This is a genomic window from Pseudomonas sp. S2_B10, assembly GCF_054668425.1.
In genome coordinates this window covers 4605095-4624703 of sequence record NZ_CP162768.1, presented here as the reverse complement: position 1 = coordinate 4624703, position 19609 = coordinate 4605095, and the positions used below count along the sequence as shown (strand labels likewise).

Here is a 19609-nt window from a genome sequence, read left to right as displayed (position 1 = left end):
TTGCAGTACACAACCCGGTCGGAGCGGGCCCTTGTGGCGAGGGGATTTATCCCCGCCCGGCTGCGCAGCAGTCGTACACTGTTGCTCGCGGAGTGTCAGACATTCCGCGTATGCAGGGTCTGGGGCCGCTTCGCAGCCCAGCGGGGATAAATCCCCTCACCACAGGGCCCGTTCCCACATTTAGTTTTCGGTTGATCTCGCGCCCTGCGGCCATCTGTCGCATTAATTTGAATTAAAAGTCTGATTGTCATTTTTCCTGCTGTATCCTGCGCAGGCTTTGTAAAGCGCGGAGCACCTGATCTATCAACAGACTTAGCGAGGAGCGCACCCATGCACGAGATTCCCAATCTCCCCTTCCCAAGCCTGCACGTACCTGAGCAGACGACCCCGCAACACGCCGGTGCTGAAAAGCCCGAGCCGCAAGAAGCCGCTGACAGCCGCAAAGCCGACAGCGAAGAGTAAGACCCGCCGTACAGACCGTGTGGAAAGCGCTAACATGCGCTTTCCACACTGCCTGAAACCCGAGCCCGCCATGACCGACGAATTCTCCGAAAGCCAAGCTGCCGTGCTGATCGGCGCCACCGAGAAAATGATCGAGATCTGGAATCGCCTCTCGCCCGAGAAACAAGCTGCCCTGCTCGAACGTTTCGGCAGCGAAGAAAACGCCCTCGCCGCCCTCGTCACCACGCAACTGGTCGCCCCGGCGAAATCCTGAAAGCGCCACCCGGCAAATAGTTTTACTTTTCCCCGCCCTTGAGCGGTTCACGCCGGTATCATGAGCAGCCTATCTAATCTGCTGCTCCCGTGGATCGTTACCCATGTCGTCTATACCCGAGCCCCAGCGTCCGCTGACGGTTACGCTGCAAGTAGTCTCCATCGTCCTTTTCACCTTCATCGGTTACCTGAACATCGGCATCCCGCTCGCCGTGTTGCCGGGCTATGTCCACAGTGACCTTGGTTTCGGCGCCGTGATCGCCGGGCTGGTGATCAGCGTGCAATACCTTGCCACCCTGCTCAGCCGCCCGTATGCCGGCAAGATCATCGACAACCAGGGCAGTAAACGCGCAGTGATGATTGGCCTCGCTGGTTGCGGCTTGAGCGGTGTGTTCATGCTGATTTCCGCGTGGACGCCGAACCTGCCGCTGGTGAGCCTGATCAGTCTGTTGATTGGCCGTCTGGTGTTGGGCAGCGCGGAAAGCCTGGTCGGTTCCGGTTCGATTGGCTGGGGCATCGGCCGGGTCGGCGCGGCGAATACGGCGAAAGTGATTTCCTGGAACGGCATCGCCAGTTACGGCGCCCTGGCGATCGGCGCGCCGTTCGGTGTGTGGCTGGTAAGCAGATTGGGGCTGTGGAGCATGGGCGTGAGCATCATCCTCCTCGCCCTGCTCGGTCTGGCGCTGGCATGGCCGAAGACCGCTGCGCCGATCGTCGCCGGTGAACGCCTGCCGTTCATGCATGTGCTGGGCAAAGTCTTCCCCCACGGCTGCGGGCTCGCGCTGGGCTCGATCGGCTTCGGCACCATCGCCACTTTCATCACCCTGTACTACGCGACCCAGCACTGGGACAACGCGGTGCTGTGCCTGAGCCTGTTCGGCGCCAGCTTCATCGGCGCGCGGCTGCTGTTCGGCAACCTGATCAACCGCCTCGGCGGATTCCGCGTGGCGATTGCCTGCCTGTCGGTGGAAACGTTGGGTTTGTTGTTGCTGTGGATCGCGCCGGATGCGCATTGGGCACTGGCGGGCGCGGCGCTGAGCGGTTTCGGCTTCTCGCTGGTGTTCCCGGCGCTGGGCGTGGAGGCGGTGAATCTGGTGCCGGCCTCGAGCCGTGGCGCGGCGGTCGGTGCCTATTCACTGTTCATTGATTTGTCGCTGGGGATCACCGGGCCGCTGGCCGGGGCGATCGCAGCAGGATTCGGTTTTGCTTCGATCTTCCTGTTCGCAGCCTTCGCTGCGTTGAGCGGACTTGGCTTGAGTGTCTATCTGTATAGGCACACGGCAAAATACCGCGAGGCTTAAAAATCCACTTTGCCGCGCCCGGCCTTGATACTGCCGCGTTTGGTTTTCGACTCCAGCCGACGCTTCTTCGAGCCGAGGGTCGGCTTGGTAGGGCGGCGTTTCTTTTCCACTTTGGTGGCGCTGAGAATCAGCTCGACCAGCCGCTCCAGCGCATCGGCGCGGTTGGCTTCCTGGGTTCGGTATTGCTGCGCCTTGATGATCAGCACGCCATCGCTGGTGATACGACTGTCACGCAGTGCCAGCAGGCGTTCCTTGTAGAACTCCGGCAACGACGAGTTGGGAATGTCGAAGCGCAAGTGCATGGCGCTGGAGACCTTGTTGACATTCTGCCCACCGGCGCCTTGCGCGCGGATGGCGGTCAATTCGATCTCGGCATCCGGCAGATGCACGTTGTTGGAAATCACCAGCATGGAAAAGCGTCCGTAATCAGAGCGCGCAGGATAACCTGATTCACTCAACCTCTGTGGGAGCGAGCCTGCTCACGAAGGCGGTGTGGCAGTCGATGCAGATGTTTCTGATGGACCGCTTTCGCGAGCAGGCTCGCTCCCACAGGGTTCGGTGTGATGTCAGATTTTTCCATTTCAAAACAACAAACCCGGCACTCTGGCCGGGTTTGCTGTTTCTGCTTGAGCGGTTACTTGGCGATCACTGGCAGCGCCTGCTGGGCACTGCGCTTGTTCTTGATCAGGTAGCAGACCCACATGAACACCACCCACACCGGAATCGCGTATACCGATATCTGAATCCCCGGGATCAGCAGCATCACGCCGAGGATGAACACCACGAACGCCAGGCAGACGAAGTTGCCGTACGGGTACCACAGCGCCTTGAACAGCGGCGTCTGTCTGGTCTGGTTCATGTGCTGGCGGAATTTGAAGTGCGAGTAGCTGATCATCGCCCAGTTGATCACCAGCGTCGCAACCACCAGCGACATCAGCAGTTCCAGCGCGTGCTGCGGGATCAGGTAGTTGAGCAACACGGCAACCAGCGTCACTGCCGCCGAAGCCAGAATCGAACGCACCGGCACGCCGCGCTTGTCGATCTTCGCCAGAGCTTTTGGCGCATCGCCCTGCTCGGCCATCCCCAGCAGCATACGGCTGTTGCAGTAGGTGCCGCTGTTGTACACCGACAGCGCGGCGGTCAGCACGACGAAGTTGAGAATGTGCGCGGCGGTGTTGCTGCCGAGCATCGAGAACACTTGTACGAACGGGCTGCCGCTGTAGGAATCGCCCGAGGCGTTGAGCGTTTCCAGCAGGCTGTCCCAAGGAGTCAGCGACAGCAGGATCACCAGCGCGCCGATGTAGAAAATCAGGATGCGGTAGATCACCTGGTTGATCGCTTTCGGAATCACGGTTTTCGGCTTGTCGGCTTCAGCGGCGGTGAAACCGAGCATTTCCAGACCGCCGAAGGAGAACATGATGATCGCCATGGCCATCACCAGACCGCTCACCCCATTGGGGAAGAAACCGCCGTGGGACCACAGGTTGCTCACCGAGGCTTGCGGGCCGCCGTGGCCGCTGACCAGCAAGTAGCTGCCCAGGGCGATCATGCCGACGATGGCCACGACCTTGATGATCGCAAACCAGAATTCGGCCTCACCGAAGACTTTGACGTTGGCCAGGTTGATCGCGTTGATCAGCACGAAGAATGCAGCAGCGGAGACCCAGGTCGGGATGTCCGGCGCCCAGTAATGGATGTACTTGCCGACCGCTGTCAGCTCGGACATGCCCACCAGAATGTACAGAATCCAGCAGTTCCAGCCCGAGAGGAAACCGGCGAAACCGCCCCAGTATTTGTGGGCGAAGTGGCTGAAGGAACCGGCCACCGGCTCTTCGACGATCATTTCGCCGAGCTGGCGCATGATCATGAAGGCGATGAAGCCGCAAATGGCGTAGCCGAGGATCATCGACGGGCCGGCGGATTTCAGTACCCCGGCAGAACCGAGGAACAATCCGGTACCGATCGCGCCACCGAGGGCGATCAGTTGAATATGGCGATTTTTCAGGCCGCGCTTAAGCTCGCCTGATTGCGAGGGTTGTCCACTCATGAAAAGGTCTCACGCAAGGTTTGATGATGTTCAGTAGACGTTGCTGCAAGGTTGCGATTTCAGGCAGCCCCGATCAAACCCCAGCGCAGGCACCAGGAGTTCAGCTCATTTACAACGGTCATGCGTCACCTGTTTGTTTTTATCTGTGACGAAATCGAACCCGGCACGCTTGTGGCGCGGCGGAGTGAACAAGGCGGATAGCCTCGAGATTTTTGCGATTACGCAGAGGGTCACAGTTAAAACGCGGCGCATTGTACACCGCTAACCCCCTGCTGCCAGACCCGCCTGATCAGCGTGTCGGTTGCCGGGATTGCACGTGTCCGCCTCGACAGTGCCGAGCGGCTGCAAAATATGAGTCAGGCCTTTGCAGGCCATCGACGGGGACGAGGAAAAAACCGTCCCACGGGGAGAAGTGGAAATCAGTCGCGGCGTTCATTGCGCCTCCTTCTTGTTATTCGCCTGCACGACAGGCATGGGGCGCATCACACCCTGCCTGAACACTGGAAACAAGCGCGCCAGAGCCTTGCGCGGCAGCTGTCCTCCCGGCTTACGGAAGCTTTTCCTTACAACCGATGCGGAGGCGGGAAATCACCGCTCCGGCGGGGTCTATTCGTCACGTTTTGTTTACAACGCGTAACGAATATTTTCCGAATCAGAAATTTCCGAAGGACGTCTGCATATTGACGGTAGCTAGCTTGCTATCAATTTCGCCTGCCTAGTTTTTTGTTTTCAAATAAGAAAACCGATCCTGAAAAACAGAACAAAAAGTCTATTTAAAAATTAAATGGATAAAATTTTGCATTACGAAAAAGCCTCAACTAGGTTTTTCACGTCTCACCGGCCACCTCGACCGGTCAGTCATAAACCGTGAAATTCTCTAGGAGATCGACCATGCAAGCATTGGAAAAAGACTTGGATACCGAACTGCAACTGGACGAATGGTTTGAAGCGCCAACCCATGAGGCCGCTGTGGAAATGATGCAAGCCGACGCGGTGGTTCCGTTCGGCACGGCGATGTGGCCTCTGTAAGACATCCCGGGCAGGCACGGTCCGGCCGGTCGTGCCTGCCGCTTCATTCCCCGGTCAGTCAGGGAGGATTCATGGACAAGCCCCGCGCCATCTCGCATTTCCTTTACTACCTCGAACATCACCCTGCCCTCGCCGGCCTCGACTCGGCGAAGGTCATGCTTGGCCACACCGCCGATTACGAAGCCCTGACCGGCGCCATTGCCGAACAGGCCGGCGAGCATCCGCGCTTTCAGTTCAGCGCCCGGCGTCTGGACCTGGAAAGCACCGCAGCGCTGTCCGCGGCGATTGCCGACAGCGATCTGTACATTTTCTTCTACGACTCTTCCACCCTGCCCAACCCACGCCCCGACGGCCCGGAATTCGTTCGTGCGCTGCAAGCGGTGATGGCGGAAAACTGGAAGAAGTCGCTGCTGTTCAAGGATTACGGCGACTATTTCTACGACACCTTCAGCATCACCCCGCAACGCATCGCCGGGCTCAACAGTCACCTGATCCAGCGCATGTCCCAGGCGACCACGCTGAGTTTCAAGGATGACCACGGCTCATGGTTCGAAACGCCGATGAGCAGCATCAAGAAGTGGACCGACATCAATGGCGTCGGCAACTTCGACCTCGCCCCCGGCGAAATCGCCACCCATAGCGAAGCCATCAATGGCCACGTGAAGTTCAAGGGCACCTTCCTCAGCACCATCCCCTTCGCGCGCAAGTACGGCGTGCTGGAATCGCCGCTGGAGCTGTGGATCGAGAACTCGACCATCAGCCGCATCGCCACCGACGTGCCGGGGCTGGAACATGATTTCAACAAGTACCTGGATGCCAACCCGTCGAACCGGCGGATTGAGGAGTTGGGGATTGGCACCAACGAAGGCGTGAAGGATCTGTATGCGCGCAATGCCGGGTTTGAGGAGCGGCATTGTGGGTTGCATCTCGGATTAGGCGGTGGCGCCAAGGGCAGTCATCACCTGGATCTGATCTTTTCGGGCGGGGTGTTGGCGCTGGATGACAAGCCGGTTTTCGATGGCCGATTTGTGTTTTAGGCGACTGACGCCTTCGCGAGCAGGCTCGCTCCCACAGGGATTTATGTTCGACGCAACTCCAATGTGGGAGCGAGCCTGCTCGCGAAGAGGCCCAATCAGACGCTACATGAGTTTCGCCAGACGAAAAAAAACGCCAACCCTAAGGTTGGCGTTTTTGCTTCAACTTGCAGCTTGCAGCTAGTAACTCACAGCTGCCTTATTCCGGCTTTTTGCGACCGAAACCCGGGCGCTGACCGGAACCGGCCGGTGCGCCGCGACGCTTGCCCGAGGGCTTGTCGCCGTCGACCAGTTTGATCCCCGGGCGCTTCGGCGCCGGTTTGGCCGGGCGCTTGTTGGTGGTGTCGGCTGGACGATCCGCTACCGGCGTACCGCGACCGGCAGGAGCGCCGCGTTCGCCACGCTCAGTACGGCCATTGGCCGGACGCGGTGCGCGCTCGCCGTCACGGGCGACTGGCTTGCGACCTGGACGCTCGCCTTCGATCTGCGGCTCACGGCTCGGGCGCGGCGCGGTCGGTGCGCCGGCGGCTGGACGCAGGGTGCGTACGCGCTCGGTCTTGGCCATCGGCCGCGACGATTTGCGCTGCATGCGTTCGAGCTTGTCCTTGCTCTTGGCGTTCAGCTGCGGCATTGCCACCGGCGTCAGGCCGACTTCGGCGCTGAGGACGTCGACTTCGTACTGGCTCATTTCGCGCCAGCGGCCCATCGGCAGGTCGGAGTTGAGGAACACCGGACCGAAACGCACGCGCTTCAGACGGCTGACCACCAGACCCTGCGATTCCCACAGACGACGCACTTCACGGTTGCGCCCTTCCATGACCACGCAGTGGTACCAATGGTTGAAGCCTTCACCGCCCGGCGCCTGTTGAATGTCGGTGAAACGCGCCGGGCCGTCTTCCAGCACCACGCCGGCCTTCAGGCGTTCGATCATCTCGTCGTCGACTTCACCGCGTACACGCACGGCGTACTCGCGGTCCATCTCGTAGGACGGGTGCATCAGACGGTTGGCCAGCTCACCGTCAGTGGTGAACATCAGCAGACCGGTGGTGTTGATGTCGAGACGGCCGATGTTGATCCAGCGGCCTTCTTTGGGGCGCGGCAGCTTGTCGAACACGGTCGGACGGCCTTCCGGGTCGTCACGGGTGCAGATTTCGCCGTCGGGCTTGTTGTACATGATCACGCGGCGCACCGACTCGGCGGCCTCTTCGCGTTTGATCACTTTGCCATCGATGGTGATGGCGTCGTGCATGTCGACGCGCAGGCCGAGGGTGGCGTCTTTGCCATTGACCTTGATCCGGCCCTGGCTGATCCAGGATTCCACGTCACGGCGCGAGCCGACGCCGATACGGGCGAGGACCTTCTGCAGCTTTTCGCCTGCTGGGCCGATTTCCTGGTCGTCTTTCTGATTGATGTCACTCATCTGGGCACCTCCCGGTGTGGTCTGTTCAGGCGGCGCCTGAAGTATTGAAAACTGGGTCCAGGCCGAAGGGATCGGCGAAGGGTCGCGAATCATACGCGGATGTGCGCCATCGCGCATCAGAGACTAGCTGATCGATTGCCGGTTATTTCTTTTTCCGCCGACCGGCACCGCCGAGTTTGATCAGGCGCAGCGCGGCTTCGGCCAGCACCGTGCGTTTGTCGTCCTTGTCGAGCTTCTTCCAGGCCTTGATCTCGCGCTTGCTGCGACCGCAACCCAGGCAGATGTCGTCGGAGAATTTGCAGAGGCTGATACAGGGGTCTTTGGTTGAGCTCATCGCAATCTCCAGAACGACATTTCACCCTGTGGGAGCGAGCCTGCTCGCGAAGGCCCGTTGTCATTCAGCATTAATGTATCTGACACACCGCCTTCGCGAGCAGGCTCGCTCCCACAGCGTCTTCACTGGTTTCTCGATAGGCGTCAGTCTTCGAACTCGCGCCGTTCGGCTTCGATCGCCTCGGCCAGTGCGCGGGCTTCGGCTTCTTCTTCGCTGAGTTCCGGTTCAGGCTGTTCGAGGGCGGCAACGGCGGCCAGGAGCTTCTCGCGGGCCTCGGCGACACCGAGAATGTCTTCTTCCGGTTCGGCGTCAGGCGCCGCTTCAAGTTCAACTTCAGCTTCAACAACCGGCTCGATGATCTCAGGCTCAGCCACCGGCGCTTCGCCATCCACCGCATCGCGCAGCAAATCGTCGAAATCGGTTTTGATGCCCTCTTCCATGCTGTCCAGCTCCAGCAGCAGGGAATGGAAACTGGTTTCTTCCTTCTCCTCCTCCGGTTCGGCGCTGGCGTCGGCCAGTTCCTGCAGGCTCTGCGGCACCGGCGCGTCGTCGAAATCGAGCACCGGCTCGGCTTCCATCTCGCGCAGCTCGGCCAGCGGCGGCAGATCTTCAAGGTTTTTCAGGTTGAAGTGATCGAGAAACGCCTTGGTCGTGGCGAACATCGCCGGTTTGCCCGGCACGTCCCGATAGCCGACGACGCGGATCCACTCACGCTCGAGCAAGGTCTTGACGATGTTGCTGTTGACCGCCACGCCACGCACGTCTTCGATCTCGCCACGGGTGATCGGCTGGCGATAGGCGATCAGCGCGATGGTCTCCAGCAACGCACGGGAATAGCGCTGCGGGCGCTCTTCCCAGAGACGGCCGACCCACGGTGAAAACTTCTCGCGGATCTGCAAGCGATAGCCCGACGAGACTTCCTTGAGTTCAAAGGCGCGGCCCTCGCAGGACTTGCCGAGCAGGGTCAGGGCTTTCTTGAAGACCGCCGGCTCCGGCCGCTCGCCTTCTTCAAACAGTTCATACAGGCGCTCAAGGGACTGCGGCTTTCCCGAGGCCAACAGAAAGGCTTCAAGCAGGGACGCCAGCTCGCGGGGTTCAGTCAGGTTCATACAGGGACTCGTTATTCGGCTCGGGCTCGCACGTGGATCGCAGCGAACGGCTCATTCTGCACCAGCTCGACCAAGGATTCCTTGACCAGTTCAAGGATCGCCATGAAGGTCACCACCACACCCAGGCGGCCTTCTTCAGCGGTGAACAGCTCGACAAACGGCACGAAGCCGCCGCCCTTGAGCCGTTCCAGCACATCGCTCATGCGTTCGCGGGTGGACAGCGCTTCGCGACTGACCTGGTGGCTTTCGAACATGTCGCCACGGCGCAGCACCTCGGCCATGCACATCAGAATCTCTTCCAGCGCGACGTCGGGCAACAGCTTGCGCGCCCGCGCTTCTGGGGCGTCGAGCTTGGGCACGATCACATCGCGACCCACCCGGCTCAACCCATCGATACCTTCGGCAGCAGCCTTGAAACGCTCGTATTCCTGCAAGCGGCGGATCAGTTCGGCGCGTGGATCGTCTTCTTCATCTTCGACGGTTTCAGCGCGCGGCAGAAGCATGCGCGACTTGATCTCGGCGAGCATCGCCGCCATCACCAGGTATTCGGCGGCCAACTCCAGACGCACCGATTGCATCAACTCGACGTAGCCCATGTACTGGCGAGTGATTTCCGCCACCGGGATGTCGAGGATGTTGATGTTCTGTTTGCGGATCAGGTACAGCAGCAGGTCGAGCGGGCCTTCGAAGGCTTCAAGGAAGACTTCCAGCGCATCCGGCGGGATGTACAGGTCCAGCGGCATTTCCATGACCGCCTGACCATAGACCATCGCGAACGGCAGTTCCTGCTGGGCGCCGGCCTGGGGATCGACCACGGTTTCCACTGCGGACATTCAGGCCTCGACCATGAACGGCGTCGGATCGCCGCAACCGACGCGGACCACTTCCGGGTCGTCGCCGGTCAGGTCAATCACCGTCGAGGCTTTGATGCCGCCGAAGCCGCCGTCGATGATCAGATCGACCTGGTGCTCGAGCAACTGGCGCATTTCGTAGGGATCGGTAAGTGGGTCTTCATCGCCGGGCATGATCAGCGTCACGCTCATCAGCGGCTCGCCGAGTTCGGCCAGCAGCGCCAGCGCGATCGGATGGCTTGGCACGCGCAGGCCGATGGTGCGTTTTTTCGGATGCAGCAACAGGCGCGGCACTTCGCGGGTGGCGTTGAGAATAAAGGTGTAAGGCCCCGGCAGGTGCGCCTTGAGAATGCGGAAGGTGCCGGTGTCGATCTTGGCGTAATTGCCCAGTTGCGACAGGTCGCTGCAGATCAGCGCGAAGTTGTGCTTTTCATCGAGCTGACGCAGACGTCGCACACGCTCGATGGCGGTCTTGTCGCCAATCTGGCAACCAATGGCGTAGGACGAGTCCGTGGGATAAATCACCACCCCGCCTTTGCGGATGATCTCGACCGCCTGTTTGATCAGGCGCGCTTGCGGGTTTTCCGGATGTATCTGGAAAAATTGACTCACATTCTCTACCTGTTCAGACGGCGGCAATATCTGTGTCATGTTTGAACCGACACCACAGGGGTGGAAGGTCCTCGGGAACCGGCCGGTACTGGCCGATCTCGGACCAGCCGCCAGGGCCATGGAAGTCACTGCCGGCGCTGACCAGCAGACCGAACTCACGGGCAAGGATCGCCAGGCTGCCCACCTGTTCTGCGGGCTGATGGCCATTGACCACCTCGATAGCATGCCCGCCTGCTTGAATATAGTCGGCAATCAGCTTTCGGCGCTTGCTACGGGTGAAATCGTAGTGCCATGGATGCGCCAGGCTGACCCAGGCACCGGCGGCGCGCAGGGTTCCGACAGTGTCTTCCAGCGTCGGCCAGTGCAGTTTGACATCGCCGAGTTTGCCGGCGCCGAGCCATTTGCGAAATGCCTCGGCGCGATCCTTTACATAACCTTCACGCACCATCCAGTCGGCGAAATGCGGCCGGGCCGGCGCGTTGCCGCTGTCACCCAGTTCCTGCTGGATCTGCCGGGCGCCGTCGAGGGCACCGGGCATCCCCTTGAGTGCGAGCTTGCGGCTTATTTCTTCCGACCGCAGCCAGCGGCCATCGTGCAATTTGGCGATCGCTTCAACCAACGGCGCGGCGTTGACGTCGAAACCGTAGCCCAATACGTGAATGGTCGCCCCGCCCCAGGTGCAGGACAATTCGACGCCGTTGACCAGTTGCATGCCCAACTCGGTGGCGGCAGCACGCGCCTCGGCGAGCCCCTCAAGAGTGTCGTGGTCGGTCAACGCCAGGACTCGCACGCCGTTTTCGAACGCACGCGCAACCAGAACCGCAGGCGCCAGGGCGCCATCGGAGGCCGTGCTGTGGCAGTGCAAATCAACATTCACGGGGAGTTGTAACCTCAAATCAGCTGGCGCTATCGCGCGCCCATATGTTTGTTATTATGCCGCCACATCCAGCTTCTGGCTCTCACTGTGAAACAATTCATCGATTTCATCCCGCTTCTGCTGTTCTTCATCGTTTACAAACTTGATCCACGGGTCGTCGACATTGCCGGCCAGCAAGTGACCGTAGGCGGTATCTACAGCGCCACGGCGATGCTGATCATCAGTTCCCTGGTGGTGTACGGCGCGCTGTTCATCAAGCAGCGCAAGCTGGAAAAGAGCCAGTGGCTGACGCTGATCGCCTGTCTGGTATTCGGCAGCCTGACGCTGGCCTTCCACAGCGAAACCTTCCTGAAATGGAAAGCGCCGGTGGTCAACTGGCTGTTCGCTGCGGCGTTCATCGGTAGCCACTTCATCGGCGATCGCTTGCTGATCAAACGCATCATGGGTCACGCGCTGACCCTGCCGGACCCGGTCTGGACCCGCCTGAACATCGCCTGGATCGCGTTCTTCCTGTTCTGCGGCGCCGCCAACCTGTTCGTCGCTTTCACCTTTCAGAGCATCTGGGTCGACTTCAAGGTGTTCGGCAGCCTGGGCATGACCGTGCTGTTCCTGGTCGCACAGGGCGTTTACCTGTCGCGCCATCTGCATGACACCGATACCACAACGCCAAAAACCGAGGACTGACATGCTCTACGCCATCATTGCCACCGACGTTGCCAACTCGCTCGAAGCTCGCCTGTCCGCGCGCCCGGCGCATCTGGAACGCCTGCAAGCGCTCAAGGGCGAAGGCCGCATCGTGCTGGCCGGCCCGCACCCGGCGGTCGACAGCAATGATCCGGGCGCAGCGGGGTTCACCGGCAGCCTGATCGTCGCCGAGTTCGACTCCCTCAGCGCCGCTCAGGCCTGGGCCGATGCCGACCCGTACATCGCCGCTGGCGTTTACGCCAATGTGATCGTCAAGCCGTTCAAGCAAGTCCTGCCTTAAGTCCTGCCACGCGATGAACCTTCTCGGTTCATCGCGCTCTCAATCGCTCATTATTCTCGTTTGCCTGCCGACAACCTGCCCAATATCCATTTGGAAACAGGTGTCGCGATGCGCAAGGGTCCGTTGTGTCTGATGTTGCTCACGTTGTCGATCATGGCCCCCGCCCATGGTGAGGAAACCACCGAAGGCGGCAGCTCCACGCCATTGTCATTGAGCGCCGGCAGCCAGATCCCCGAGCTGCAGCAGCGGCTGAAGGCCAGTGAACAGCAGCGCGAAGAACTGAACAAACAACTGCAAAATGCCGACAACACTCGCGAAAGCGCCCAGCTCGCCCGGCTGCGCCAGGAGAACCAGCGTCTGAAGCTGCAACTCAAGGAAGCCCAGGCCAGCCCGCTGCCGCGTTTGCTGACCGATCAACAGCAGTGGTTCGTCACTGGCGCCGGGGTAGCGCTATTGGCGCTGCTCTGCGGTATCTTTGCCAGCGGTGCAAGCCGAAAACGTCGGCAATGGCTAAATTGAGTGAGTCATGAGCGAGCTGTTATTGATTGATGATGACCAGGAGTTGTGCGAACTCCTGAGTAGCTGGTTGAGCCAGGAAGGCTTCCAGGTGCGCGCCTGCCACGACGGCCAGAGCGCCCGCAAGGCGTTGGCCGAAACCGCCCCGGCGGCGGTAGTGCTGGACGTGATGCTGCCCGACGGCAGCGGTCTGGAACTGCTCAAGCAATTGCGCAACGACCACGCCGACCTCCCGGTGCTGATGCTATCAGCGCGTGGCGAACCGCTGGACCGCATCCTCGGCCTCGAACTGGGCGCCGACGATTACCTAGCCAAACCCTGCGACCCCCGCGAACTGACCGCGCGCCTGCGTGCCGTGTTGCGCCGCAGCCACCCGGCAGCCGTTTCGACGCAGCTCGAGCTGGGCGACCTGAGTTTCAGCCCGGTGCGCGGCGTGGTCAGCATCGACGAAAAAGAACTGACCCTGACCGTCTCCGAAAGCCGCCTGCTCGAAGCCCTGCTCAAACAGCCGGGCGAGCCGCTGGACAAACAGGAACTGGCGCAACTGGCCCTCGGCCGCAAGCTGACCCTGTACGACCGCAGCCTCGACATGCACGTCAGCAACCTGCGCAAAAAAATCGGCCCCCACCCCGACGGCCGCCCGCGCATCGTTGCGCTGCGTAGCCGTGGTTACTACTACAGCCTGTAAAACCATCTTGTTCCGTGTACAAGCTGCCCAAGGCGGCGATCTTCAGGCTGCAGGACGCAGAGCGTCCTCGGCTGCATTCCTACGCAGAGCGTGGGAACGATCAGATCGCAGCCTTCAGCACCTCCTGCACTGGATATGTGTAAGGCCGGGCACGAAACGTCTTTACCGAAGCTTTACGCTGCGCTGACCGCCGTTGACCTTGATCTGCGTAATCTGCACTCATCCGGAACGTACCGGGAACGAGACAAGGAGATACACCATGCGCAAGACTCTTATCGCTCTGATGTTCGCTGCCGCTCTGCCAACCGTGGCCATGGCCATGCCGCAGGATGGCGGTCCGCTGGGTGGTCCACTGGATGGCCCGCGCCACGGCGGTCAGATGCACGGCGGCATGCACGGCAAAGGTCCGTACAGCCAGCTCGACCTGACCCGCGAACAACGCGAGCAGATTCGCAAGATCATGGGCGAGCAGATGCACGAGCGTAAGCAGGTGGTCGACAAGTACCTGGAAAAACTCTCGCCGGCCGACCAGAAAGCCATGAAGGACGAGATCGCGGCCAACCACAAGAAAGCCGAGTCCGATGTCCGGGCACTGCTCAAACCCGAGCAACAGAAGCAGTTCGACGAAATCCAGAAGAAACGCGCCGAACGCCGCGCCGAGTGGGCCGAGTTCAAGGCCTGGAAAGCGCAGCAGGCACAAAAGGCGCAATAATGGCTTGACCCCGGGCCCGACGACTTACCTCGTCGGGCCTGTTCCATTCAAATCGAATGTGGGAGCGAGCCTGCTCGCGACGGCGGTGTATCAGCCAGCGATGGATTGACTGACACTACGCCTTCGCGAGCAGGCTCGCTCCCACATTTGAACGGTGTGTTTTTTGAGGATTTTCTGTGCGTTCACTGTTCTGGCGGATTCTTGCGAGCTTCTGGCTGGCCATCGCTCTGGTAGCCGGGCTGTCGATCCTGCTCGGGCACATGCTCAATCAGGACGCGTGGATTCTCAGCCGCCATCCCGGCCTCAACACGCTGGCGGCGGAATGGACGCAGACTTACGAAACCCAAGGCGAAGAAGCCGCCCAGGACATCCTCGAACAACGTAAACGCCAGTATCACATCGACGTTCAGGTGCTCAACGAAACCGGCGATCCGGTGGTGCGTGGCACCTTCCCGCGCCGCGCCGCAGCATTCGAGGCGCGGCAGAACAACGACGATCGCCGCCTGCCGTGGCGGCGCCTGACCGACGAAATCACCAGCGAAAAAACCGGTGACACCTACCTGTTCATCTACCGCATCCCGCACCCGGAACTCGACGCCTGGCACCGCGAAAGTCTGCTCTGGCCACTGAGTGCGCTGGGTATTGCGCTGGTGGTGCTGACCCTGTTCAGTTTGCTCGTGACTTTCTCCATCACCCGCCCGCTCAGTCGCTTGCGCGGCGCGGTGCATGATCTGGGGCAGACGACTTATCAGCAGAACAGTCTGGCGAAACTCGCCAACCGCCGCGACGAATTCGGCGTGCTGGCCACCGATTTCAACCGGATGGGCGCGCGCCTGCAAAGCCTGATCGGCAGTCAGCGCCAGTTGCTGCGCGATGTCTCCCATGAACTGCGCTCACCACTGGCGCGCCTGCGCATCGCGTTGGCTTTGGCCGAGCGCGCCAACCCGCAAGAGCGCGAAAAACTGTGGCCACGCCTGACCCGCGAATGCGATCGGCTGGAGGCGTTGATCAGTGAAATTCTGGTGCTGGCGCGAGTCGATGCCGACAATGCCAGCGCTGAAGAAGTCGACCTGAATGCGTTGCTCGCCACACTGCAAAAGGATGCGCAGTTGGGCTCTCCCGAGCAGACCGTACGCCTGCAAGCTGAGTCACAACTGAATCTCAAAGGCTGGCCGACGATGATCGAGCGCGCCGTGGATAATCTGCTGCGCAACGCCCAGCGCTTCAACCCGAGCGATCAGCCAATCGAATTGCAGGCTGCGCGGCAGGGAGAGCGGATTGTCATCAGCGTGCGCGACCACGGGCCGGGGGTGCAGACCGAACATCTGAGTCAGTTGGGCGAGCCGTTCTACCGGGCGCCGGGGCAGACCGCTGCCGGGCATGGCCTGGGGCTGGCGATCGCCAAACGCGCGGCAGAACGGCATGGCGGCACGCTGACGCTGGCCAATCATCCGCAGGGCGGCTTTGTGGCGAGTCTGGAATTGCCGCTGGTACCGGGAGTCGTGGTCCAGCCCTGAAAAAGCCCCTCACCCCAACCCTCTCCCGGAGGGAGAGGGGGCCGAGCGAGTTGTCTGCCGTTGTGCATCGACCTTATGGATTCGCAGAAACCAGACGTCCGGTATCCCGACGCTGGATTCAGCGAAGGACGCTCAGGTCGGTGTAATTCCAAAGCATCCCCCAATCAGTCCCCTCTTCCTCTGGGAGAGGGTTAGGGTGAGGGGCTTTTGATCTTCAGACCTTACCTGGCCAGGCGCTGACGAACTCAGCCAGATCAACCTTCTCCGCCACGCGCGGCTCTTTCTGCGGCGTGCCGAGATAGAGGAACGCGATCACCTCCTCGCCTTCCACCAGCCCCAGGCCTTCGGCCACATGCTTGGAGTACGCCAGATCCCCGGTGCGCCACACCGCGCCAATCCCCTGCGCATACGCCGCGAGCAAAATCCCGTGGGCCGCACAGCCGGCCGTGAGCAGTTGCTCGGCCTTCGGGTATTTCACGTGTTCCTGCAATTTCGCGATGACCACAACCACCAGCGGCGCGCGCAGTGGGCCGTTGCGCGCCTTGTCGATCATCGCGTCGGTGACTTCACCGCCCTGCTGGCGGGCCGCCTCGGCCAGCAACTCGCCCATTTGCTCACGCGCTGCGCCTTCGACGGTCAAAAAGCGGTACGGCTGCAAGTGCCCGTGATCCGGGGCACGCAAGGCCGCGCCGAACAGGGCTTCGCGCTGCTCGGCAGTAGGGGCCGGTTCGACCAGGCGGGGAACGGAAACACGGTTGAGCAACGCGTCGAGAGCCTGCATCGGCCACCTCCTTTGAAAAATGTGCAGCTATTCTAGCTGCAACTGCGCAGCGCCTGCCGGTTTACATGCCTTGCCCCACAGGTAGAATGGCGCCCTTGTTCAATCAGCCCGAGCGGATTTCATGGCGTTGCCGACCTTACGGATCATTGGTTTTATCATCGGCATCTTCCTGATAACCCTGGCTGTGGCCATGGTCGTGCCGATGGCCACGCTGGTGATTTTCGAGCGCACCAGCGATCTGCCGTCGTTCCTCTGGGCGAGCATGATCACCTTTGTCGCCGGCCTCGCTCTGGTGATACCCGGCAGACCGGAACACATTCACCTGCGCCCGCGCGACATGTATCTGCTGACGGTCAGCAGTTGGCTGGTAGTGTGCATTTTCGCCGCGCTGCCGTTTCTGCTGACCCAGCACATCAGCTACACCGACTCGTTCTTCGAAAGCATGTCCGGCATCACCGCCACCGGTTCCACGGTGCTCAACGGCCTGGACAACATGTCGCCGGGGATTCTGATGTGGCGGTCGCTGCTGCACTGGATCGGCGGCATCGGCTTCATCGGCATGGCGGTGGCGATTCTGCCGCTGCTGCGCATCGGTGGCATGCGCCTGTTCCAGACCGAATCCTCGGACCGCTCGGAGAAGGTCATGCCGCGTTCGCACATGGTGGCGCGGTTGATTGTGGCGGCCTACGTCGGCATCACCATTCTCGGCAGCCTGGCGTTCTGGTGGGCCGGGATGAGCCCGTTCGATGCGATCAACCACGCGATGTCGGCGATTTCCACCGGTGGTTTCTCGACCTCTGACCAGTCGCTGGCCAAGTGGACGCAACCGGCAGTTCATTGGGTGGCGATTGTCATCATGATCCTCGGCAGCCTGCCGTTCACCCTGTACGTGGCGACGCTGCGCGGTAACCGCCGTGCGTTGATCAGGGATCAACAGGTGCAGGGTTTGCTGGCGATGTTGCTGGTGACCTGGCTGGTGCTCGGCACCTGGTATTGGTGGACCACCAAGCTGCATTGGCTGGAAGCGCTGCGGCATGTGGCGCTGAACGTGACCTCGGTAGTCACTACCACCGGCTTCGCCCTCGGTGACTACAGCCTGTGGGGCAACTTCTCGCTGATGCTGTTTTTCTATCTGGGCTTTGTCGGCGGCTGCTCAGGTTCGACGGCGGGCGGGATCAAGATTTTCCGTTTCCAGGTCGCCTACATCCTGCTCAAGGCCAACCTCAATCAGCTCATCCACCCGCGCGCGGTGATCAAACAGAAGTACAACGGTCACCGTCTCGACGAAGAAATTGTCCGTTCGATCCTGACTTTCTCGTTCTTCTTCGCCATCACCATCTGCGTGATCGCGCTGCTGCTGTCGCTGCTCGGAGTCGACTGGATGACCGCACTGACCGGTGCCGCCAGCACCGTGTCCGGCGTCGGCCCGGGTCTGGGCGAAACCATCGGCCCGGCCGGCAACTTCGCGACGTTGCCGGATGCGGCGAAGTGGATTCTGTCGTTCGGCATGCTGCTCGGCCGACTGGAGATCATTACGGTGTTTGTGCTGTGTATTCCGGCGTTCTGGCGTCATTGACTGCGTCCGGCACCTGCGTCAGGCGCAAGCGGTATTCGCCGGGTGTGGTGTCGAACCAGCGGCGAAAAGCGCGGAAGAAGTTGCTCGGGTCGGCAAAGCCCAGCAGGTAGGCGATTTCCAGCAAGGTCATGCTCGGTTGCGCCAGATATTGCTCAGCCAGCTCGCGCCGGGTGTCGTCGAGCAACTGCTGAAAACTGGTGCCCTCCTCCTGCAAGCGCCGCTGCAAAGTGCGCTGCGACAGGTGCAGCGTCTGCGCCACGGTGTCGCGCTTGGGTTCGCCCTGGGGCAACAAACGGCACAGCACCTGGCGTGCCCGGTGCGTCACGCGGCTCTCGGAGAACCGCGCCAGATATTCCCCGGCAAAGCGATCATGCAACAGCGCCATGGCTTCATTGGCGGTCGGCAGCGGCGCCTCCATATCGGCCCGTTCGAAGATCAACGCGTCGTATGGCGCGTTGAACACCAGCGGTGCGTGAAACGCTTCTTTATAAGGTTGCAGATTTGTCGGCTGATCGCCCTGAACCAACACTTTGACCGGGTGCAGCGGACGCCCGGTCAGCCAGCCGCACAGCGCCAACGCGCAGGCCAGTGACGCTTCGGCACTCTGCCGGGTCGGCGGCAGATGATCGCCGTGCACGGTGAGAATCAGCGCGTAACCTTCGTCGAGCAGGCGAAAGCTCAGGTCAGCGCTTTCGGCAATGATGCGTTGATAGCGCACCAGACGCTGGAAGCCTTCAGCCAGGGTATTGCTCGACATCAGCGCATAGCCGGCGACATGAAACGAGGCCGGGCGCACCACTTTGCCCATGTTCAGGCCGATCGCCGGGTTGCCGGAAACCTCGACCGCGCGCTGCCAGAGCCGGGTCATGGAGTCTTGCGGGAAGCGTGCATCCGGATCTTCAAGGGCGCTGAAATCCAGCCCCAGTTGCCTGAACAGAACCCGGCAATCCAGGCCGTCCATCTCCAGTGCTTTGACAATCCCCATCGCCCAGCTTGCAGAAGTCGTTCGTTCGCTCATGGTTGTTATTCTTTTACATGACGGGCTGCAGATAACCGCCCTATTTGCGAAGGATACTAAAGTGGCGCCGATTGTCACTGGCCCACGCCAATGATCACTCTAGACTCAAATAAGCTCCCCGCCGAACAACTTGTCGCCAGAACAATCACCACAGAGAGCGCGGTCGTGGAAAACATCAAGCAGTTCAACAGCTTCGCCGAGTTCTACCCCTTTTACCTCGCCGAGCACAGCAACAGCACCTGCCGTCGTCTGCATTTCATCGGCACGTCTCTGGTCATCTTCATTCTCGCGCTCAGCATCGCCAAAGGCGCCTGGCTGCTGTTGCTCGCGCTTCCTCTGGCCGGTTACAGCTTTGCCTGGATCGGCCATTTCTTTTTCGAGAAAAACCGCCCGGCGACGTTTCAGTATCCGCTGTACAGCCTGCTCGGCGATTTCGTCATGTACCGCGACATGATTCTCGGTCGCGTGGCGTTCTGAATGAGGGTCTG

At 60.9% G+C, this 19609-nt stretch carries 23 protein-coding genes; 13 read left to right on the top strand and 10 right to left on the bottom strand.

Annotated features, from left to right (window positions below):
* Nucleotides 1-330: 330 nt before the first annotated feature.
* The 3 genes from AB4O45_RS20660 to AB4O45_RS20650 all read left to right on the top strand — a co-directional run bounded on the left by AB4O45_RS20660 (nt 331) and on the right by AB4O45_RS20650 (nt 2015).
* Nucleotides 331-462 (top strand): hypothetical protein, encoded by a 132-nt coding sequence (locus AB4O45_RS20660; RefSeq protein ID WP_016771117.1) that lies wholly within the window; start codon nt 331-333, stop codon nt 460-462.
* A 70-nt stretch (nt 463-532) separates the two neighbouring features.
* Nucleotides 533-715 carry a hypothetical protein gene (locus AB4O45_RS20655; protein WP_039761215.1) on the top strand — a complete coding sequence of 61 codons (183 nt, stop codon included), beginning with the start codon at nt 533-535 and terminating at the stop codon, nt 713-715.
* 112 nt (nt 716-827) lie between these two features.
* On the top strand, nt 828-2015 hold the full coding sequence (locus AB4O45_RS20650) for an MFS transporter (protein ID WP_375123757.1): 1188 nt from the start codon (nt 828-830) through the stop codon (nt 2013-2015).
* On the opposite strand, the gene arfB is transcribed toward AB4O45_RS20650, so the two are convergent.
* Nucleotides 2012-2425 carry an alternative ribosome rescue aminoacyl-tRNA hydrolase ArfB gene (arfB, locus tag AB4O45_RS20645; RefSeq protein ID WP_016771119.1) on the bottom strand — a complete coding sequence of 138 codons (414 nt, stop codon included), beginning with the start codon at nt 2423-2425 and terminating at the stop codon, nt 2012-2014. The two genes, AB4O45_RS20650 and arfB, sit on opposite strands and share 4 nt — an antisense overlap.
* A gap of 224 nt (nt 2426-2649) precedes the next feature.
* On the bottom strand, nt 2650-4062 hold the full coding sequence (locus AB4O45_RS20640) for an amino acid permease (protein ID WP_252868992.1): 1413 nt from the start codon (nt 4060-4062) through the stop codon (nt 2650-2652).
* 891 nt (nt 4063-4953) lie between these two features.
* Between AB4O45_RS20640 and AB4O45_RS20635 the strand changes: the two genes are divergently transcribed.
* On the top strand, nt 4954-5091 hold the full coding sequence (locus AB4O45_RS20635) for a hypothetical protein (protein WP_003222780.1): 138 nt from the start codon (nt 4954-4956) through the stop codon (nt 5089-5091).
* Nucleotides 5092-5162: 71 nt separating this feature from the next.
* Complete coding sequence (locus tag AB4O45_RS20630) at nt 5163-6128, top strand: M29 family metallopeptidase (RefSeq protein WP_076566543.1); 966 nt, start codon at nt 5163-5165, stop codon at nt 6126-6128.
* A gap of 196 nt (nt 6129-6324) precedes the next feature.
* On the opposite strand, the gene rluB is transcribed toward AB4O45_RS20630, so the two are convergent.
* The 6 genes from rluB to AB4O45_RS20600 form a co-directional block, all read right to left on the bottom strand.
* Nucleotides 6325-7545: a 23S rRNA pseudouridine(2605) synthase RluB gene (gene rluB, locus AB4O45_RS20625; RefSeq protein ID WP_041478987.1), complete on the bottom strand. Its 1221-nt coding sequence runs from the start codon at nt 7543-7545 to the stop codon at nt 6325-6327.
* 142 nt (nt 7546-7687) lie between these two features.
* On the bottom strand, nt 7688-7879 hold the full coding sequence (locus AB4O45_RS20620) for a DUF1289 domain-containing protein (RefSeq protein WP_016771121.1): 192 nt from the start codon (nt 7877-7879) through the stop codon (nt 7688-7690).
* 143 nt (nt 7880-8022) lie between these two features.
* Complete coding sequence (gene scpB / locus AB4O45_RS20615) at nt 8023-8988, bottom strand: SMC-Scp complex subunit ScpB (protein WP_041478986.1); 966 nt, start codon at nt 8986-8988, stop codon at nt 8023-8025.
* 11 nt (nt 8989-8999) lie between these two features.
* Nucleotides 9000-9698: a segregation and condensation protein A gene (locus tag AB4O45_RS20610; protein ID WP_172828192.1), complete on the bottom strand. Its 699-nt coding sequence runs from the start codon at nt 9696-9698 to the stop codon at nt 9000-9002.
* Between the two features lie 123 nt (nt 9699-9821).
* Complete coding sequence (locus AB4O45_RS20605) at nt 9822-10451, bottom strand: L-threonylcarbamoyladenylate synthase (protein ID WP_041478985.1); 630 nt, start codon at nt 10449-10451, stop codon at nt 9822-9824.
* Between the two features lie 13 nt (nt 10452-10464).
* Nucleotides 10465-11328 (bottom strand): PHP domain-containing protein, encoded by an 864-nt coding sequence (locus AB4O45_RS20600; protein WP_252868989.1) that lies wholly within the window; start codon nt 11326-11328, stop codon nt 10465-10467.
* A gap of 87 nt (nt 11329-11415) precedes the next feature.
* Here AB4O45_RS20600 and AB4O45_RS20595 point away from each other — a divergent pair, with 87 nt between their 5' ends.
* From AB4O45_RS20595 to AB4O45_RS20570, 6 genes are all read left to right on the top strand, one after another.
* Nucleotides 11416-12012 carry a septation protein A gene (locus AB4O45_RS20595; protein ID WP_024012071.1) on the top strand — a complete coding sequence of 199 codons (597 nt, stop codon included), beginning with the start codon at nt 11416-11418 and terminating at the stop codon, nt 12010-12012.
* A 1-nt stretch (nt 12013) separates the two neighbouring features.
* On the top strand, nt 12014-12313 hold the full coding sequence (locus AB4O45_RS20590) for a YciI family protein (RefSeq protein WP_016771127.1): 300 nt from the start codon (nt 12014-12016) through the stop codon (nt 12311-12313).
* Nucleotides 12314-12421: 108 nt separating this feature from the next.
* Nucleotides 12422-12832 carry a translation initiation factor 2 gene (locus tag AB4O45_RS20585; protein ID WP_460160482.1) on the top strand — a complete coding sequence of 137 codons (411 nt, stop codon included), beginning with the start codon at nt 12422-12424 and terminating at the stop codon, nt 12830-12832.
* Nucleotides 12833-12839: 7 nt separating this feature from the next.
* Nucleotides 12840-13517, top strand: coding sequence for a response regulator transcription factor (locus AB4O45_RS20580; RefSeq protein WP_016771129.1), 678 nt, complete (start codon nt 12840-12842; stop codon nt 13515-13517).
* A 259-nt stretch (nt 13518-13776) separates the two neighbouring features.
* Nucleotides 13777-14229: a Spy/CpxP family protein refolding chaperone gene (locus AB4O45_RS20575; RefSeq protein WP_042607494.1), complete on the top strand. Its 453-nt coding sequence runs from the start codon at nt 13777-13779 to the stop codon at nt 14227-14229.
* A gap of 176 nt (nt 14230-14405) precedes the next feature.
* A complete protein-coding gene (locus tag AB4O45_RS20570) occupies nt 14406-15746 on the top strand; it encodes a sensor histidine kinase (RefSeq protein ID WP_236167940.1) in 1341 nt (446 codons plus the stop codon).
* A 214-nt stretch (nt 15747-15960) separates the two neighbouring features.
* Here AB4O45_RS20570 and AB4O45_RS20565 read toward each other — a convergent pair whose 3' ends face one another.
* Nucleotides 15961-16527, bottom strand: a complete 567-nt coding sequence (locus AB4O45_RS20565; RefSeq protein WP_056783730.1) for a nitroreductase family protein — start codon at nt 16525-16527, stop codon at nt 15961-15963.
* 121 nt (nt 16528-16648) lie between these two features.
* Here AB4O45_RS20565 and AB4O45_RS20560 point away from each other — a divergent pair, with 121 nt between their 5' ends.
* Nucleotides 16649-18103: a TrkH family potassium uptake protein gene (locus AB4O45_RS20560; RefSeq protein ID WP_024012066.1), complete on the top strand. Its 1455-nt coding sequence runs from the start codon at nt 16649-16651 to the stop codon at nt 18101-18103.
* On the opposite strand, the gene AB4O45_RS20555 is transcribed toward AB4O45_RS20560, so the two are convergent.
* On the bottom strand, nt 18060-19121 hold the full coding sequence (locus AB4O45_RS20555) for an AraC family transcriptional regulator (protein ID WP_202947690.1): 1062 nt from the start codon (nt 19119-19121) through the stop codon (nt 18060-18062). The two genes, AB4O45_RS20560 and AB4O45_RS20555, sit on opposite strands and share 44 nt — an antisense overlap.
* Before the next feature lie 165 nt (nt 19122-19286).
* Here AB4O45_RS20555 and AB4O45_RS20550 point away from each other — a divergent pair, with 165 nt between their 5' ends.
* Entirely contained in the window at nt 19287-19598 is a 312-nt protein-coding gene (locus tag AB4O45_RS20550) for an Mpo1-like protein (RefSeq protein ID WP_236167941.1), read from the top strand.
* The last annotated feature ends 11 nt before the right edge of the window (nt 19599-19609 follow it).

What these genes read in the sequence shown, in the direction of transcription:
- rluB (WP_041478987.1), bottom strand. Translation starts at nt 7,545, where the DNA reads ATGAGTGACATCAATCAGAAAGACGACCAGGAAATCGGCCCAGCAGGC.
- AB4O45_RS20590 (WP_016771127.1), top strand. Translation starts at nt 12,014, where the DNA reads ATGCTCTACGCCATCATTGCCACCGACGTTGCCAACTCGCTCGAAGCT.
- AB4O45_RS20580 (WP_016771129.1), top strand. Translation starts at nt 12,840, where the DNA reads ATGAGCGAGCTGTTATTGATTGATGATGACCAGGAGTTGTGCGAACTC.
- AB4O45_RS20660 (WP_016771117.1), top strand. Translation starts at nt 331, where the DNA reads ATGCACGAGATTCCCAATCTCCCCTTCCCAAGCCTGCACGTACCTGAG.
- AB4O45_RS20585 (WP_460160482.1), top strand. Translation starts at nt 12,422, where the DNA reads ATGCGCAAGGGTCCGTTGTGTCTGATGTTGCTCACGTTGTCGATCATG.
- AB4O45_RS20635 (WP_003222780.1), top strand. Translation starts at nt 4,954, where the DNA reads ATGCAAGCATTGGAAAAAGACTTGGATACCGAACTGCAACTGGACGAA.
- arfB (WP_016771119.1), bottom strand. Translation starts at nt 2,425, where the DNA reads ATGCTGGTGATTTCCAACAACGTGCATCTGCCGGATGCCGAGATCGAA.
- AB4O45_RS20565 (WP_056783730.1), bottom strand. Translation starts at nt 16,527, where the DNA reads ATGCAGGCTCTCGACGCGTTGCTCAACCGTGTTTCCGTTCCCCGCCTG.
- AB4O45_RS20575 (WP_042607494.1), top strand. Translation starts at nt 13,777, where the DNA reads ATGCGCAAGACTCTTATCGCTCTGATGTTCGCTGCCGCTCTGCCAACC.
- AB4O45_RS20630 (WP_076566543.1), top strand. Translation starts at nt 5,163, where the DNA reads ATGGACAAGCCCCGCGCCATCTCGCATTTCCTTTACTACCTCGAACAT.
- AB4O45_RS20640 (WP_252868992.1), bottom strand. Translation starts at nt 4,062, where the DNA reads ATGAGTGGACAACCCTCGCAATCAGGCGAGCTTAAGCGCGGCCTGAAA.
- AB4O45_RS20555 (WP_202947690.1), bottom strand. Translation starts at nt 19,121, where the DNA reads ATGAGCGAACGAACGACTTCTGCAAGCTGGGCGATGGGGATTGTCAAA.
- AB4O45_RS20560 (WP_024012066.1), top strand. Translation starts at nt 16,649, where the DNA reads ATGGCGTTGCCGACCTTACGGATCATTGGTTTTATCATCGGCATCTTC.
- scpB (WP_041478986.1), bottom strand. Translation starts at nt 8,988, where the DNA reads ATGAACCTGACTGAACCCCGCGAGCTGGCGTCCCTGCTTGAAGCCTTT.
- AB4O45_RS20620 (WP_016771121.1), bottom strand. Translation starts at nt 7,879, where the DNA reads ATGAGCTCAACCAAAGACCCCTGTATCAGCCTCTGCAAATTCTCCGAC.
- AB4O45_RS20655 (WP_039761215.1), top strand. Translation starts at nt 533, where the DNA reads ATGACCGACGAATTCTCCGAAAGCCAAGCTGCCGTGCTGATCGGCGCC.